Annotated in this window: 12 protein-coding genes and 1 pseudogene; 6 read left to right on the plus strand and 7 right to left on the minus strand. The window is 69.5% G+C overall.

The window, feature by feature from the left end; translation table 11 throughout:
- Positions 1 to 10: 10 nt before the first annotated feature.
- The 3 genes from LNW72_RS03295 to LNW72_RS03305 all read right to left on the minus strand — a co-directional run bounded on the left by LNW72_RS03295 (position 11) and on the right by LNW72_RS03305 (position 2,912).
- Positions 11 to 1,066, minus strand: coding sequence for a LacI family DNA-binding transcriptional regulator (locus LNW72_RS03295; protein ID WP_374117125.1), 1,056 nt, complete (start codon positions 1,064 to 1,066; stop codon positions 11 to 13).
- Positions 1,067 to 1,207: 141 nt separating this feature from the next.
- Positions 1,208 to 2,224: a LacI family DNA-binding transcriptional regulator gene (locus LNW72_RS03300; RefSeq protein ID WP_250973934.1), complete on the minus strand. Its 1,017-nt coding sequence runs from the start codon at positions 2,222 to 2,224 to the stop codon at positions 1,208 to 1,210.
- A 175-nt stretch (positions 2,225 to 2,399) separates the two neighbouring features.
- Positions 2,400 to 2,912, minus strand: coding sequence for a DinB family protein (locus LNW72_RS03305; protein WP_250973935.1), 513 nt, complete (start codon positions 2,910 to 2,912; stop codon positions 2,400 to 2,402).
- 121 nt (positions 2,913 to 3,033) lie between these two features.
- On the opposite strand from LNW72_RS03305, the gene LNW72_RS03310 reads away from it, so the two are divergent.
- Positions 3,034 to 3,237, plus strand: a complete 204-nt coding sequence (locus LNW72_RS03310; RefSeq protein ID WP_250973936.1) for a hypothetical protein — start codon at positions 3,034 to 3,036, stop codon at positions 3,235 to 3,237.
- A 114-nt stretch (positions 3,238 to 3,351) separates the two neighbouring features.
- On the opposite strand, the gene LNW72_RS03315 is transcribed toward LNW72_RS03310, so the two are convergent.
- Both LNW72_RS03315 and LNW72_RS03320 read right to left on the minus strand, forming a co-directional pair.
- Complete coding sequence (locus tag LNW72_RS03315; protein WP_250973937.1) at positions 3,352 to 4,773, minus strand: cysteine desulfurase; 1,422 nt, start codon at positions 4,771 to 4,773, stop codon at positions 3,352 to 3,354.
- A complete protein-coding gene (locus LNW72_RS03320) occupies positions 4,760 to 6,142 on the minus strand; it encodes a family 2B encapsulin nanocompartment shell protein (RefSeq protein ID WP_250973938.1) in 1,383 nt (460 codons plus the stop codon). The genes LNW72_RS03315 and LNW72_RS03320 overlap by 14 nt, the downstream gene beginning before the upstream one ends.
- A 388-nt stretch (positions 6,143 to 6,530) precedes the next feature.
- Between LNW72_RS03320 and LNW72_RS03325 the strand changes: the two genes are divergently transcribed.
- Complete coding sequence (locus LNW72_RS03325) at positions 6,531 to 6,803, plus strand: hypothetical protein (RefSeq protein ID WP_250973939.1); 273 nt, start codon at positions 6,531 to 6,533, stop codon at positions 6,801 to 6,803.
- Between the two features lie 491 nt (positions 6,804 to 7,294).
- A complete protein-coding gene (locus LNW72_RS03330; protein WP_250973940.1) occupies positions 7,295 to 8,335 on the plus strand; it encodes a DUF1996 domain-containing protein in 1,041 nt (346 codons plus the stop codon).
- Between the two features lie 147 nt (positions 8,336 to 8,482).
- Here the strand turns inward: LNW72_RS03330 and LNW72_RS42015 are convergent, their stop codons facing one another.
- Both LNW72_RS42015 and LNW72_RS42020 read right to left on the minus strand, forming a co-directional pair.
- Entirely contained in the window at positions 8,483 to 10,171 is a 1,689-nt protein-coding gene (locus LNW72_RS42015; RefSeq protein WP_374117395.1) for a discoidin domain-containing protein, read from the minus strand.
- Positions 10,172 to 11,023: 852 nt separating this feature from the next.
- Positions 11,024 to 11,683, minus strand: a pseudogene (locus LNW72_RS42020) (discoidin domain-containing protein); the annotation flags it as partial.
- Between the two features lie 149 nt (positions 11,684 to 11,832).
- Here LNW72_RS42020 and LNW72_RS03340 point away from each other — a divergent pair.
- Genes LNW72_RS03340 through LNW72_RS03350 form a run of 3 tightly spaced genes read left to right on the plus strand, consistent with a single transcriptional unit; the run spans position 11,833 to position 15,086 of the window.
- Positions 11,833 to 13,131 (plus strand): ABC transporter substrate-binding protein, encoded by a 1,299-nt coding sequence (locus LNW72_RS03340; protein WP_250973942.1) that lies wholly within the window; start codon positions 11,833 to 11,835, stop codon positions 13,129 to 13,131.
- 54 nt (positions 13,132 to 13,185) lie between these two features.
- Entirely contained in the window at positions 13,186 to 14,169 is a 984-nt protein-coding gene (locus LNW72_RS03345) for a carbohydrate ABC transporter permease (protein WP_250973943.1), read from the plus strand.
- Entirely contained in the window at positions 14,166 to 15,086 is a 921-nt protein-coding gene (locus LNW72_RS03350) for a carbohydrate ABC transporter permease (RefSeq protein WP_250973944.1), read from the plus strand. The genes LNW72_RS03345 and LNW72_RS03350 overlap by 4 nt, the downstream gene beginning before the upstream one ends.
- Positions 15,087 to 15,131: the final 45 nt, after the last annotated feature.

Here is a 15,131-nt window from a genome sequence, read left to right on the forward strand (position 1 = left end):
GCCGGCGGGTTCAGACCACCGGGGTCGTCGTGCTGCCGCGCACGATGAGCTGGGGTTCGATCACATGGTGCGGGATGGTCGTACGGTCGCGGTCGCCGCCCTCGATCCGGTCCAGGAGCAGCCGGATGCTGGCCCGCCCGACCGCGGCGAAGTCCTGCCGGACGGTGGTCAGCGGCGGTGCGAAGAACTCCGCCTCGGGGATGTCGTCGAAACCGGCGACCGCCACGTCCACGGGGATCCGCACCCCGGCCTCCCGGAAGGCACGCATGATGCCCAGCGCCATCTGGTCGTTGGAGGCGAACACCGCTGTCAGATCGGAGCCGCCGGCGCCCCGGCGGCCGACGCGGCCGGCGAGTTCCTGGCCGGCGCGGTAGCCGGAGAGCGGGCTCCAGTCCCCGATCAACGGCGGTGGCACGTCGGCGCCGGCTTCGTGCAGGGCCGCACGCCAGCCTGCCATACGGGCCGCCGCTTCGAGCCAGTCCTGCGGCCCGGCCACGTGCCAGACGGTGCGGTGGCCGCACCCGAGGAGATGGTCGGTGACCAGCCGGGCGCCCAGGTGCTGGTCCACCGACACGCTGGGGATCTCCAGATCGTGGCCGCCCTCGACGGTCACCACCGGGAACGGGTGCCGCAGCTCGAAGAGCGCGGCCGCCGCCTCGCGCTGCGGGGTGATGACCACGGCCCCCTCGACACCCCATTCACCGAGGTGCTCCAACGCCTCGGTGAGGCTGTGCCGGCTGAGTGCCCGCCCGCTCACGGTCGAGACCATGTACCCCTCGGCACGGGCCGACTCCGCCAGCCCCGCGACCGTGCTGGCCGGGCCGAACAGCGTGGTGTCCGCCGCGACCACGCCCAGCGTGCGGGTGCGCCGGGTCGCCAGGGCCCGCGCGGTGGAGTTGCGACGGTATCCCAGCTCGTCGATCGCCTTCTGCACCCCCGCGCGGGTCACCTCGCGCACGTTCGGATGGCCGCTGAGCACCCGGGACACGGTCTGATGCGAGACGCCCGCCAGCTGGGCGACGTCCGACATGGTGGGCAGACGAGTGTCTTCGGCAGGCCGCGGCACAGACCCTCCTGGAGCTGACACGATGAAGAGCGGATGTGATTGTTAACGATAACAAAGTTGCGCGCCAAGGACCGGGAGCCGGGCTCGGCCGCGCGACCGCGGGGGTTCTTCGGTCCGGACATCACTCATCCGGCACCGCACTCATCGGGACGGGACCGGGCCCGTACTCCAGCGCAGCACCATTTCCGGTGGCACCAGGATGTGCCGCCGGGAGTGGCCGGCGCCGTTGAGCTCCTCCACCAGGAGCTCCAGCGCGCGGCGGCCCAACTCGCCGAAGTCCTGACGCACGGTGGTCAGGGGCGGTGAGAAGTAGGCCGCCTCGGAGATGTCGTCGAACCCGACGACGCTGATGTCGCCGGGGATCGCGCGGCCCGACTCGTGGAGCGCCCGCAGCAGCCCCAATGCCATGTGGTCGTTGGCGCAGAACACCGCCGTGACCGCGGGGTCCGCCGCGAGCCCCAGTCCGGCCTCGTATCCCGAGCGGGCACTCCAGTCCCCGCTCCGCACCGGAGGCACCGGCGCCCCCGCCGCCTTGAGCGCCTTGCGCCAGCCGTTCTGGCGGGCCGTCGTCTCCAACCAGCCGGGCGGGCCGGCGACATGGTGCACCGTGGTGTGCCCGAGATCCAGCAGGTGCCCGGTGGCGGCCAGCGCACCGGACTCGTTGTCGATCGCCACCACCGGCACACGGGACTCGCTGCCGGAACCGACGGCGACCACCGGCACGACGGTCGAGAGCTTGCCGATCGCGCTCACCGCCGACGTCTGCGGCGCGATCACCGCGATGCCCTCCACCCCCTGGTCACGAAGCCGGTCCACCGCTTCCTGCACCGAGCGGCTGTCCAGGGACCGCAGACTCGCCACGCTGACGAAGTAGCCCGCGCTGCGCGCCGCCTGCTCGATCCCGTCCAGCATCGAGGCGGGCCCGTAGAGCACACTGCCGAAACTGACGACGCCCAGCGTCTGGGAGCGCCGGGTCACCAGGGCCCGGGCCGCCGAATTGGGCCGGTAGTCCAGCTGCCGGATCGCGGCGAGCACCCGGTCCCGCGTCTCCTCGCGTACATGCGACGCCCCGTTGAGAACCCGCGACACCGTCTGATGCGACACGCCCGCGACCCGCGCCACATCCGCCATCACCGGCGGCCGCGCTTCCGGATCCATCCGTCCGCCTCCCACGTGTCGGCCCCCTCATCGGCGAGTACCTGCGGCTGCACGCCCTGGGGCGGCCTTCGCACGGCATGGGGAAGAGTCTATTTGTTCACGATCACAGAACAAGGCACGGCCCGTCGGGCGGCCTCGAAGTGACGGCCTCCTTCGCCGGCCGCTGCGGGGCGGCTCAGGTCAGGACCATCCAGCGGCGGCCGTCGAGGAGTTCCCGTGCCGCGTCCAGGTGGCCCGCGTGGCAGGCGGTCTCCGTGATGACGTGGAGGAGGACGTCTCGGAGGGTGTGCAGGTGGGGTTCGCCGAAGAGGTGGTGGGGCCACCAGGCCAGTGGGGCGTCCGCGGCGGTGGCGGTGATGACCGCGTTCGCGAGGTCCGTCTCCCCGCGGTACCGCTCGAGGACGTCGGCGGCCGGGGTATCGGGTCCCACCACCCACGCGTCGTCGATCTCGTCGAGGCTGCGGATGACGTCCTTGTCCCCGGTGAGGACGGCACGGAACCAGAACCGCTCGACGTCCAGGGCGAGGTGCTGGACGAGCCCGAGACAGTTCCATCCCGACGGCAGCACGACTCGACGCAGCCCGTCCGCGTCCAGCCCGTCGAGGATTCCCAGGACGTGCCGTCGCTGTCCGTCCAGGGACGCCAGGAGCGCCCTGATCTCGGCATCCGGTGTCGGTTCCTGAGTCAATGCACTCTCTCCCGGATATGGCCGCCGGTCACGGAGGCGGGCGGTAGCGGCGGCACTGTCGGTCACCGCTCCAAAGGATCTCCGCAGCGGCGGTGCCGTGTACAGGGGGGTGGCGGCAGACATGACGAAGCTACCGCGCCCGGACCCCGCCGCCCGCGACGCCGCCACCTGGACGGCGTACGCCGCTCCGGGCGGTTACATCAACTACGCCTGCTTCGATGTCTGCAAGATCAAGGTGAGCACCGGCGTCATCTCGTCCTGCTGTTCCTCGAAGGTGATGAACGCCCCCTTCGACGACTCCTCGATGAGTCACTTCCAGGGCTGAGCAGCGCGACCGTCATGACACACGAAGGGGGTACCCGGCCGTCCGGGCGCCCCCTTCGCCGTCCCGGCCGCGGGCGGCGGGCGTCCCTCCGGGCCTGCTGGGAGCGCTTCCTCGTCACGGCGTACTGTCGGTGAGCCGGCGCAGGGAGGCCGCCAGCTGGTCCACCTCCTCGGATGTGTTGTAGAGCGCGAGTGAGGCGCGTGCCGCGGTTTCGAGGCCGTAGTGGGCCAGTGCCGGCTGGGCGCAGTGGTGGCCGGCGCGGATGGCGATGCCGTCGCGGTCCAGCCAGTCGGCCACCGTGGCCGGGTCCTGACCCGCGAGCGTGAAGGTCAGGACGGCGATCCTGTCGGGTGCGGCGCCCACCGTCTCGAGGCCGGGGACCATGGACAGCGCCTGTTGCGCGTAGGACATCAGCCCCTGCTCGTAGGCGGCGACGGCACCCCGGTCGAAGGAGGTCAGCCAGTTCAGCGCGGCCGACAGTCCGACCACCCCGGAGATATGACCGGTGCCGGCCTCCAGCCGTTGCGGAACGGGCGCGTACGTGGTGCGGGCGAAGCTGACCGAGTCGATCATGTTGCCGCCGCCCTGCCACGGCGGCATGCTCTCCAGCACCTCCGGCTTCCCGTACAGCACACCGATGCCCGTGGGACCGAAGATCTTGTGGCCGGAGAACACATAGAAGTCGGCATCCATCTCCTGGACGTCGACCGGGAAATGAGCGACCGCCTGTGCCCCGTCCACCAGCACCTTGGCGCCGTAGCGGTGCGCCAGCGCCGTCATCTCCCGCACCGGCGGGACGGTGCCGAGTACGTTCGACGCGTGGCTGATCGCCACGAGTTGCGTCCGCGACGAGAGCAGGTCGGCGTAGGCGTTCTGGTCGATCTGGCCGTCCGGTCCGAGCGGGACCGGAACCACGCGGGCCCGGGTCTCCTTGGCGATGAGCTGCCAGGGAACGATGTCCGAGTGGTGCTCCAGTACCGGCACCAGGATGTCGTCCCCCGGCCCGAGGTTGGCCCGCCCCCAGCTCTGCGCGACGAGGTTGATCGCCTCCGTGGTGCCGCGCACGAAGACGATGTTCTCCGGAGACGCCGCGCCCAGGAACTCGGCGACCGCGGCCCGGCCCGCCTCGTACGCCTCGGTGGCCTCGCGCGCCACAGTGTGCGCGCCGCGGTGGATGTTGGAGTTGGTCGCGCTGTAGTAGGCGGCGAGTGCCTCGATCACCTGACGCGGCTTCTGCGTCGTGGCGGCGTTGTCCAGCCAGACCAGCGGATGGCCGTTGACCAGGCGCTGCAGTATCGGGAAGTCCTTCCGAGCCGTCTCAGGAGAGAAGGCACCGCCCTGCCGGCCCATTCCCGACCCCGACCCCGGCCCCGGCCCCGGCCCCGGCCCCGGAGTTGGAGCCGGATCCGCAGCCGGAGATGCGGCAGGGACCACGCTCGGGGCCGAACCCGGGGCTGAACCCGGGACCGCACCCGCGACCCCGTTCGGGGTGAGGCCGCCCAAGCCCGTGCGCTCCGTAACGTCAGGAGTAGTCATGGTAGTTGTGCACCTCGACGTTCCGGAGGACGGCGGTGGCGTCCTCCACCAGCACCGCGGTGTTGAAGTAGGCCGTCATCAGGTACGAGGTGATGCCCTTCTGGTCGACGCCCATGTTCCGCATCGACAGCGCCGGTTCGACCTCGTCCTGGACCTTCGTCGGCCGCAGCCCCACCACGCCCTGCTCGGCCTCGCCCACCCGCATCAGCAGGATCGAGGTGGTGCTGGCGCCGTTGTGACCCGTGAACCCCACCTTGTCGGAGGGGAGCAGCGGCACTCCCCGCCAGGTCAGCAGGGGGCTGCCGAATCTGCTGTCCGTCACCGGGGGCACACCCCGCCGCGTACATTCCCGTCCGAAGGCGGCTATCGCCCGGGGGTGCGCGATGAAGAAGCCGGGCTGCTTCCAGACCTTCGCCAGCAGTTCGTCCAGGTCGTCGGGGGTCGGCGAGCCCGTCCGCGACTGCACCCGCTGCCCCGGTGCGACCGTGTTGAGCAGCCCGAACTCCGGGTGGTTCAGCATCGACGACTCCTGGCGCTCGCGCAGCGCCTGGATGGTCAGATTGGCCTGGGCGCGGGTCTGGTCGATGGGCCCGTTGTAGAGATCGGCGACGCGGGTGTGCACCCGCAGCACCGTCTGCGCGAGGCTCATGTGGTACTCCCGCGGCGTGTCCTCGTAGTCCACGAACGTGCCCGGGAGGTCCGGTTCTCCGACGTGGCCGGCGCTGAGATCCACCGGCACCTCGGAGCCCGGCACGGGCATGTCCCCGGCGAGGTACGAGTCGAGTGCCGCCTGCAGGTCTTCGCTGCGGGTGGTCAGTCCGGCCAGCGCGCTGCGGTCGGCGCAGAGCGCCACTCCGGGGGTGAGGGCCTTGACCCGGTAGGGCATCGGCTCGGCGCGGGTCCAGGCGTCGAGGTCGAAGAACTGGCCGTCCCCGATCACTTCGAGCAGCGCGTCCTCACCGTATCGGCCCGTCACGCGCTTCTCGGCCCGGCCCTCCACGAGCACCCATATCCGATCGGAGGCGTCGCCCTCCGAGGCCAGTAACTGACCGGACTCGAAGGTGACCTCCGCGAACGCGGCGGCCAGTTCGGTGAGCAGCGCTTCGTCGGCGTCCCTCAGGTACGGCACCTCCCGCAGGTCCTCCGGGACGATGTGGTGGGTGCCGTCCTCGCTGTAGCTGCTGATCAGGTCGTCGCCCAGGACGAAGGTCCGGCGGCGGTTGACGCGGTAGACACCGGATTCGACGTCCACCCAGGGCAGTGCGCGCAGCAGATAGCGCGGGGTGATGCCGCGCATCTGCGGGCTGGTCTTGGTGGCGGTGGCCAGCTGCCGTGCCGCATCCGGACCGAGACTGAGTCGATCGTTCACAGGAACCTCCTCGAGGACGGGCGTCACATCCGGGCGGTGGCCAGGGGTGACGCCGGAACGAGGTGATCGTGGTCTCCGGCATCCGCCGAGAACAAGGCGGCATTATTCGCATTGGGCCTGAAATATGTGATTCACGAAGCGTGCACCCTCGCGGCCTCGGGAATCCCAGCTGCGAGCACGCTTCCAGCCCGTATATATGACGTAATTTGTTCCCTTATTGAAGCTTTGTGATCCTGAAAGAACCCCTTGGAGGATATTCCGCCCACTTGGGCCGCCGAGGGGGCCCTGCCGGAGGCCCCGCGGGGCCTCCGAGTGGTCTCCGCAGGGCCTCCGGGAGGCCCGCCGTCCCCCGCTCGCCGGGATCCGCCAGAAGTGTGACAGTGGAGAGATGAGCTGGGCGTCATGGACAACCACAGGTGTCTTCGCCGGCCGTGGCGGGGTGCGCACCGACGAGGTCGGAATCCTGACGGGCGACCTCACCGTGCACACCACCTGGTCCGGCGGCGAGGCACGGGTCGCCGTGCAGTACAGCGGCTCATCGGACTGGTTCACAATGACCGGCAGCCCCATCCCCTGCCCGTCGGAGACGGAGAGCCGGACACTGCACGAAGAGGTGGTCCACGCGGTGCGCGCCGGCACGGCCGCCACCGTCCCGCACTGAACGCGAGCCCCCGCGCAGCGGGCGTCCGTTCCGTCCGTTCTCTCCGGAGGAGGACGGGACAGGCCGTCGGTTGGACCCCTGCGCGCCGTGGACCGGCGCCGTGATCCGGGCCGCAAGAGGTCTCCCCCGTCACCGAAAGAAGTCCGGCCGTCGCGGTCGGGCGATTGTTCATGCCCGGCCAGGGAACGGTCCCGCACCCGTGCCTGGGGAATGACGGCGCGGTCCGTGACCACGATCAGCAGAGAGCCGTCTCGTTGGCGCTGACGGTGGTGCACCCGGCCCTTCGGTGCTGGAGAGCGCTCCCCCAAGGGCGTTGGCGACGGCGGCCAGGAGACGCAGGCGGCCGGGCCCACTCGAGCCGGACCGGAGCATTACCCCCTCAACACCCTCTTTATGCCCGTGAGTTCATCTTCTATTGACATGTTCGCGCGGCCGACGAAACACTGTTGACGCTTTCGGAGAGCGCTCTCCCACAGGTCTTGGAGGCCCGCATGGTACGCAAGTCCAGACTCTTCTCCGGTGGTCTGATCGCCACCGCCGCCGCTCTGGTGGCGTTCGGGTTGAATACGATCGGCGCCACCGCCACCCCTGGCGCCGACCCCGCCGCCCAGGCGGCGTCCCACCTCGGGCACACCGCCGCCATGATGGCGGCCCCGGCCGGGACCTACGTACTCGCCGACCCGCAGGTCACCGGCGTGGTCCCGTCCCAGGCAACCCCGCCCAACCGGTACTTCCACGAGTTCCAGGCCAACTGCTCGGTCACCCGCAACATCCCGGACGATCCGATCGTCTACCCCGGCCAGCCCGGCGCCTCGCACGATCACACCTTCATGGGCAACACCACGACGGACGCGAACAGCACCCAGGCTTCGCTGAACGCCGGCGGCACCTCGTGCAAGGCGCCCGGCGACAAGAGCGGTTACTGGATGCCGACGCTCTACAACGGCAACCAGGTCATCAAGCCGATCGGGCCCCAGGTCATCTACTACAAGACCAATCTGATCGACTACACCAGCGTCCGGCCGTTCCCCAAGGGACTGCGCTTCGTCGTCGGCAGCCCGATGGCGACCGCCGACCAGTTCCGGCAGGACCCGGGGTACGTGGCGGGCTGGGAGTGCGGTGACAGCTACCACAACATCGACTTCCCGGTCACCTGCACGCCGGGCAGCCAGCTCAACATCCGATACCAGGCCCCCAGTTGCTGGGACGGCAAGTACCTGGACACCCCCGACCACAAGAGCCACATGGCCTACCCGGTCAACGGCCGGTGCACGGCGGACCACCCGGTCGCCCTGCCGATGATCGAGTTCAAGATGGCCTTCCCGGTCTCCGGAGACATGTCCCAGGTCCGGCTCTCCAGCGGCCGGGCCTTCTCGTTCCACTACGACTTCTACAACGCCTGGGACGCACCCACCCTCAGCGCCCTGGTCACCCACTGCATCGACGGCGGCCTGCAGTGCGACGCCCGCGGCTACGACCAGACCCACCCCGAGGCCGGCGCCGCCCTCAACGACCAGTACGTCCTCCCGTAGTCCGGCACCACCGGCACCACACTCCACTCCCCACCTGAGTACTCCACCCCCACCTCAGCGCTCTCCGTGCACAGCACTCGGCCGGCCCGGTAACTCACCGGGCCGGCCGAGGTCGTCACCAGATACGCCGGCCGCCGCCGGCCGCCGTCAGCTGTAGACGCCGAACTCGTACAGCGAGTAGCCGTACGCGGTCCCGCGCTGCGTCATGTTCAGCCGCACGTATCGGCCGGACGCGTTGACGGCGAGGTCCTCGATACCGCCGGTGCCGGTCGTGGTGGAGTACGCCGTGCTCCAATTGGTCCCGTCGTTCGACGTCTGGACCTGGTACGCCTTGCCGTAGGCGCCCTCCCAGCCGAGCTGCACGTGGTGCAGTGCGGTGGCCTGGCCCAGGTCCACCTGGAGCCACTGCGGGTCGCTCCACTCACTGGCCCAGCGGGTGTCCCACTTGCCGTCCGTGGTGTTGGACGGCGGGAAGGGCGCACCGTTGCCCTGCGACTGGTAGGTCGACGCGGTGGTCGGCCTGCCGAGGGCGACGTTGGTGCCGTTGACCGGTGGGGCGGTCACCCGGAAGGACCTGGTCTCGATGCCCACGTTGCCGTGCCCGTCGTAGGCGTAGACGTAGACCTTCCACACCCCCAGCGTCTTCGGGGCGGTGACGGTGAAGCGGCCGTCGCCGGTCTGGGTGAAGGTGACCTGCTGGAAGCCGGTGTTCCCGTCGACGTACTTGCTGGTGTACATCAGCTGGTAGCGCAGCGCGTCGCCGTCGGGGTCGGAGGTGGTGGTGCTGACCGTGAAGGTGCCGCCGGCCGGCACGGTCGTGGTGTTGCTGAGGTTCATCGCGCTGATCACCGGCGGGGTGTTGGTCTGCGGGGTGCCGCCGTAGTCCTTGGCGACGGAGTAGTAGGCAAGCCGCTTCCAGCCGCTGGGGCGGACGTTGAACCAGACGCCGCCGAAATCGTTCTCGTTGCCGTAGTGGAACATCGTGGCACCGAGTGCGACCCCGGTGTGCCCGGAAATGCAGTTCCAGGCGCTGAGGTAGCCGTCGCGCTTCTGGATGTCGGTGGGCTCGGCCGGGACGCCGTTCGCGTCGTTGGGCACCTCCCACTCGCCGGCCTCGCCGGACTCGGTGACGATGTACGGCTTGGTGTAGCCGCCGTCGGTCCAGTTCTTCCTGACGTCGCAGACCGCGCCGTAGGAGTTGACGGCGTACAGGTCCAGGCTCGGGGTACTCGTCTTGTAGTACGCCCAGGCGCCGGTCCAGGCGTCGGTGGAGGTCACGGGGTGGTTGGGGTCGATGGCGTGGATCGCCTGGGTGACCTGCTCGACGAACTGGGCGTAGGCGACGCGCTGTTGCTCGATCGCTGGTCCCGAGTAGTGGTCCTGCATGGTGAGCAGCACCTCGTTGCCGACGTCCCACATCAGGACGCCGGGATGGTCCTTGTAGGTGGTCACCCACTTCTTGATGTCGGCGAGGGTGGCGGCCTTGTACGCGGCGTCGTTGACGTAGTCCGCGCCCTGGTTGAGCCAGAAGCCGTTGATGACCTTCAGGCCGTAGGCGGAGGCGCTGTCCAGCAGCGCCTTGCTGCCCGCGTCCGTGCCCCAGTCGCGCAGCGTGTTGGCCCCCATCGACTTCAGATCGCGCATGTGGGCGCCGGCGGTGTCGTTGGAGGGTCCCCAGGTGATGCCCTTGACCTGGTAGGGGGCGCCGTTGACCTTGAGCTGCCAGTTGCCCTGGCCGCCGGTGACGTGCACGTCGCTGGTGCCGGTGGGCACCGGCGGGTCGGTGAGCGGAGCGGGCGCCGGGCCGGTGGTCTGCGAGACGGTGACCTGACCCACGCTGAGGGTGCCGCCGGAGCTGGTGGCGGCGGTCGGGGAGGTGCAGCCGCAGATGCTGTTGGGGTACGAACCGCCGATCGACAGGTTCAGGGAGAGGAAGAAGCCGTGGTGGACGGCCGCGTCCCAGGTGCTGACCCCGGTCTGTGACTCGTTGACCTGCCAGATCTGCTTGCCGTCGAGGTACCAGCGGATCTGTTCGTCGGACTTCGAGCGGTCGATGATCTCGGAGTAGGTGTGGAAGCCGGTCTGGCAGCCGGTGCAGCTCGCCAGTCCGCTGCTCAGGCCGGTGTACTCGTCGCAGTTGCCGCCGGGGGCGGTGCCGCAGTGCAACGTCGCCGCCTGCTGGCTGCGGCCGTGCACGTCCGCCATGATGTCGGTCTCCCCGACGGCGGGCCAGGCGGCGGGGTTGCCGCGGTAGCCGGCGCCGGTGGCGCGGAAGGACGGCCAGTAGCCGATCGCGTTGGCGGGGTTGGGCTGCCTGATGGTCGCGGAGATCTGCAGTTGTCCGCCGGCCGGCGCGGCGAAGTCGCTGCGCCGGGTCTCGATCCGGCCCGATGTCCACGCGTCGCCGTTCTTCAGCGCGGTGATGTTCAGGTTGCCGCCGCCGTCGAGGCCGACGTTGGCCGTGGAGTCGGAAGCGGTCTCGACCTCGCCGGTGCCCCAGTTCGCCGGGCCACCGGGGTAGGACGTGCCGGTCCGGGTGATCCAGTTGCCGGCGGAGGGTGCGGTGTTGGCCGCGCCGGTGAAGTCCTCGTTCCACACGGTGGTCCAGTCACCGGCCGGCGGCGGGTCGGTAGGCGGCGGGTCGGTGGGGCCGCCACCGCCGCCGTAGACCTGGAACTCCCACAGCGAGTAGCCGTAGCCGTTGACCCGGGCGGTGCCGTACATCCGCACGTAGCGGCCGGTGGCCGAGATGGCGAGGGTCTCGGTGCCGCCCGCTCCGGTGGTCGTGGAGTAGGGCGTGGTCCAGGTGGTGCCGTCGTCGGAGACCTGGATCTTGTACGCGGTCGCGTGGTTCTCCCACTTCAGGACGACCTGGCTGATGGCCGACGAGCTGCCGAGGTCGACCTGGAGCCACTGCGGGTCGCTCCACGCGCTGGCCCAGCGGGTGGCGGCGTTGCCGTCGACCGCGGCGGCCGCCGCCAGGCCGTCCCCTTCGGCGGACGAGGCGAGTGCGGGCCTGCCCTGGGACAGCAGAACGGGGTCGGCGGCGTGCGCGCGGCCGACCGGTGCGATCAGTGCGTAGAGCGCGAGGCAGAACGCGATCACGAGCGGGGCCGTCAGTCGGAGTGCGGGAGGGAGGCCGCCGCGCCGTGCGGCGGCGGAGGGGGGAGGTCGCATACCGGGAGTCCTGTCCGGGGCGTGGGGGCGGAGCGCCGGGAGAGCGCTCTCTGAGTGGGGTGATGGTTTCCTTCGCGTTTCCGGAGTGTCAAGCGTTGTGACCGGATCGGGGGTTCTGCCGGCCGCTCCATGTCGCTGAATTGTCAGGGTTGTTGGCATTGACTCGGCCATGGCGTGGATTCCCCGTCCCGCATCCGTCGCGAACCCTTGACAGCCATGACCCTTCGGCAGGAATCTACGGCAGCGGGAGAGCGCTCTCCCAGTGCGTTCCCACACCGTTCACCCCGTGCTCTCCCACCCCCAGCCACCGAGGACCCACCATGCGCGACACCCTCACCAGACGTACGACCCGGCTCGCCGCCGTCGGTGCCACGCTCGTCGGCGCGCTGCTCGTCACCGCCTGCGGCGGCAGCGACGCCAAGCCGGCCGCCGACAGCGCGAACGCCAAGATCACGCTCACCGTCAACCTCTTCTCCGACTTCGGCTACAAGGATCTCTACGCCCAGTACCACCAGCTGCACCCCAACATCACGATCAAGGAGAACCGCGCCGACATGGGGGCGCACCACCAGAACCTGCACGCCCACCTGATGGCCGGCAGCGGCACCGCCGACATCGAGGCCGTGGAGATCGGGCAGATCGCCGGCTTCCAGGGGCAGGCGGGCAAGTTCGTGAACTTCCTCGACCACGGCGTCGACAGGAACCAGTGGGTGCCGTCCAAGACCAAGCCCGCCAGCAGCAAGGACGGCACGTCCCTGTACGGCCTCGGGACCGACATGGGCGGCATGGCGCTCTGCTACCGCAGCGACCTCTTCAAGAAGGCGGGCCTGCCCACCGACCGTGGCCAGGTCTCGGCGCTGCTCACGGACTGGAACGCCTACTTCGCCACCGGCAAGCAGTTCCTGGCCAAGAGCCCGGACAAGAAGGCCAAGTGGTTCGACGCGGGCAGCAACGTCTTCTCCGCGATGACCGCGCAGTCGCCGCAGGGCTTCTACGACGACTCGGGCAAGGTCATCGCCGACTCCAACCCGGCGGTCAAGCAGGCCTTCGACCAGGTGGGTGCCGCCGTCAAGGACGGCGAGTCCGCCGGGATCGCCGCGTTCACTCCCGCGTGGGACACCGGCTTCCAGAAGAGCCAGTTCGCCACCGTCACGTGCCCCGCCTGGATGAGTTACGAGTTCAAGGCCAACCCGCCCGTCGGCGGCGGTACGTGGGACATGGCCCGGATTCCCGGCGGCGGGGGCAACTGGGGCGGTTCGTACCTGACGGTTCCGACCCAGGGGAAGCACACCGCGGCGGCCGTGGAGCTGGCCAAGTGGCTCAGCGCGCCGGCCCAGGAGGCGTGGCTGTTCAAGAACAAGGGGTACTTCCCCTCCGACCAGGCCCTGTGGAGCCAGCCGGACATCGCGTCCTTCACCGACCCGCTCTTCAACAACGCCCCCACCGGAAAGATCTTCTCCGAGTCGGCGAAGGCGCTGAACCCGCAGCCGCTGGGCGCGCACGGTGGTGACATCGGCAACGTCTTCGGCAACGGCCTGGTCTCCGTGGAGCAGGGCAAGGCCACCCCGGACAAGGCCTGGAAGAACTCCCTCGCCGAGATCGCCAACATCGGCGGCTGACCGGCGGCTGATCCGCCCGGCTTCCCGATCCCCGCCCGCAAGGAGTACGCCGCCATGGCCGTGTCGACCGAATCACCACCCGCCGCCGGTACGGCTGCGGCTCCCCTCGCCCGGGGGCCCTCCCGGTTCGCCTGGCGCCGCCTGGAGCGCACCTCCTCGCCCTACCTCTACATCGCCCCGTTCTTCCTGGTGTTCGCCGTCTTCGGCCTCTTCCCGCTGCTGTACACCGCGTACGTCTCCGTGACCGGATGGCGGGCCGACACCGACGGCAGCGAGCACACCTTCGTCGGACTGGACAACTACCGGACGCTGCTGCACGACCAGTTCTTCTGGAACGCGCTGAAGAACACCCTGGGCATCGGCGTCCTGTCGACCGTTCCGCAACTGCTGCTCGCGCTCGGGCTGGCCCATCTGCTCAACTACCGGTTGCGCGGGCGCACCTTCATCCGGATGGGGGTGCTGCTGCCGAACGTCACCTCGGTGGCCGCCGTCACCATCATCTTCGTCCAGCTCTTCGGCCGGGACTACGGGCTGGTGAACTGGGTGCTCGGCCTGTTCGGCGTCGGCCACACCGACTGGCAGGCCGGCACCCTGTCCTCCTGGGTGGGCATCTCCTGCATCGTCACCTGGCGCTGGACCGGCTACAACGCCCTGATCTACCTCGCCGCCATGCAGGCCGTGCCGTTCGAGCTGTACGAGGCCGCCGCCATCGACGGGGCGAGCCGGTGGCGGCAGTTTCGCAGCATCACCGTCCCGATGCTGCGTCCGACGATTCTGTTCACCGTCATCACCTCGACCATCGGAGCGCTGCAGATGTTCGGTGAGCCGCTGCTGTTCAGCGCCAGCCAGACGCCCATGGCCGGCGGCTCGCAACACCAGTTCCAGACGATGGCGCTCTACACGTACGACCAGTTCTGGGGCAAGTTCAAGTACGGCTACGGGGCTGCGATCTCCTGGGCGATGTTCCTGGTGATCGTCCTCATCGTCGCGCTGAACTTCGTCCTCGCGCGACGTCTGAAGGGAGTCGACGCCGCATGAGCGCACCGGCACAGGCGCAAACAACGACACCCGCCCGGGACCCGTTCCGGACCGACGGCGCGCCCCCGCTCCGCCGTCCCCGCAGGGGCCGTAACAGCCAGCTCACCGCCGGACGGGGTATCTACGCGGTGCTGGCCGTGGTGGTCCTGCTCTCGCTCTTCCCGCTCTACTGGACGGTGGTGGCCGCGTCCCGCGACAACGCCTCGATCACCCGCATGCCACCCGTCCTGCTGCCCGGCTCCCGCCTGTGGTCCAACCTCGGCCGGGTCTTCAGCCAGTCGGACATGCAACTGGCCCTGCTCAACTCGGTGATCGTCTCCTCACTGGTGACGGTCTCGGTGATCGCCACCTCGACCCTGGCCGGCTTCGCCTTCGCGAAGCTGCGCTTCCGGGGGCGGAACGGCCTGCTCGGGGCCGTCGTGGCGACGATGATGGTGCCCACGCAGCTCGGCATCATCCCGCTCTACATCATGATGGCGAACTGGCTGCACTGGACCGACCACCTCCAGGCGCTCATCGTCCCCTCCATCGCCAACGCCTTCGGCGTCTTCTTCATGCGTCAGTACCTCGTCACCGCCGTCCCCGACGAACTGCTCGACGCGGGACGGATGGACGGCTGCACCACCCGCGGCCTGTGCTGGCACGTCGTGGTGCCCGCCGCCCGACCGGCGATGGCGGTGCTGGGGATGCTGACGTTCATGGCCACCTGGAACGACTTCTACTGGCCCAAGGTCGTCATGACGCAACAGAACCCCACCGTCCAGCTGTCCCTGTCGGAACTGGCCAGCGGCTACTTCCGGGACAACTCACTCGTACTCGCCGGCACGCTGGTCTCCAGCCTGCCGATCATCGTGGTCTTCCTTCTGATGGGCCGCCAGATCCTCGACGGAATCATGCAGGGAGCGATGAAGGGATGACTGTGACCGCAGAGGACCCCTCCGAACCGCCCGTCCCCGTTCCGG

It is taken from the genome of Streptomyces sp. RKAG293 (assembly GCF_023701745.1).
GTDB lineage: Bacteria > Actinomycetota > Actinomycetes > Streptomycetales > Streptomycetaceae > Actinacidiphila.

Bases quoted from the DNA above. Each gene is read 5' to 3' on its own strand.
- LNW72_RS03300 (WP_250973934.1), bottom strand. From the start codon at position 2,224: ATGGATCCGGAAGCGCGGCCGCCGGTGATGGCGGATGTGGCGCGGGTC.
- LNW72_RS03310 (WP_250973936.1), top strand. From the start codon at position 3,034: ATGACGAAGCTACCGCGCCCGGACCCCGCCGCCCGCGACGCCGCCACC.
- LNW72_RS03315 (WP_250973937.1), bottom strand. From the start codon at position 4,773: ATGACTACTCCTGACGTTACGGAGCGCACGGGCTTGGGCGGCCTCACC.
- LNW72_RS03325 (WP_250973939.1), top strand. From the start codon at position 6,531: ATGAGCTGGGCGTCATGGACAACCACAGGTGTCTTCGCCGGCCGTGGC.
- LNW72_RS03330 (WP_250973940.1), top strand. From the start codon at position 7,295: ATGGTACGCAAGTCCAGACTCTTCTCCGGTGGTCTGATCGCCACCGCC.
- LNW72_RS03340 (WP_250973942.1), top strand. From the start codon at position 11,833: ATGCGCGACACCCTCACCAGACGTACGACCCGGCTCGCCGCCGTCGGT.
- LNW72_RS03345 (WP_250973943.1), top strand. From the start codon at position 13,186: ATGGCCGTGTCGACCGAATCACCACCCGCCGCCGGTACGGCTGCGGCT.
- LNW72_RS03350 (WP_250973944.1), top strand. From the start codon at position 14,166: ATGAGCGCACCGGCACAGGCGCAAACAACGACACCCGCCCGGGACCCG.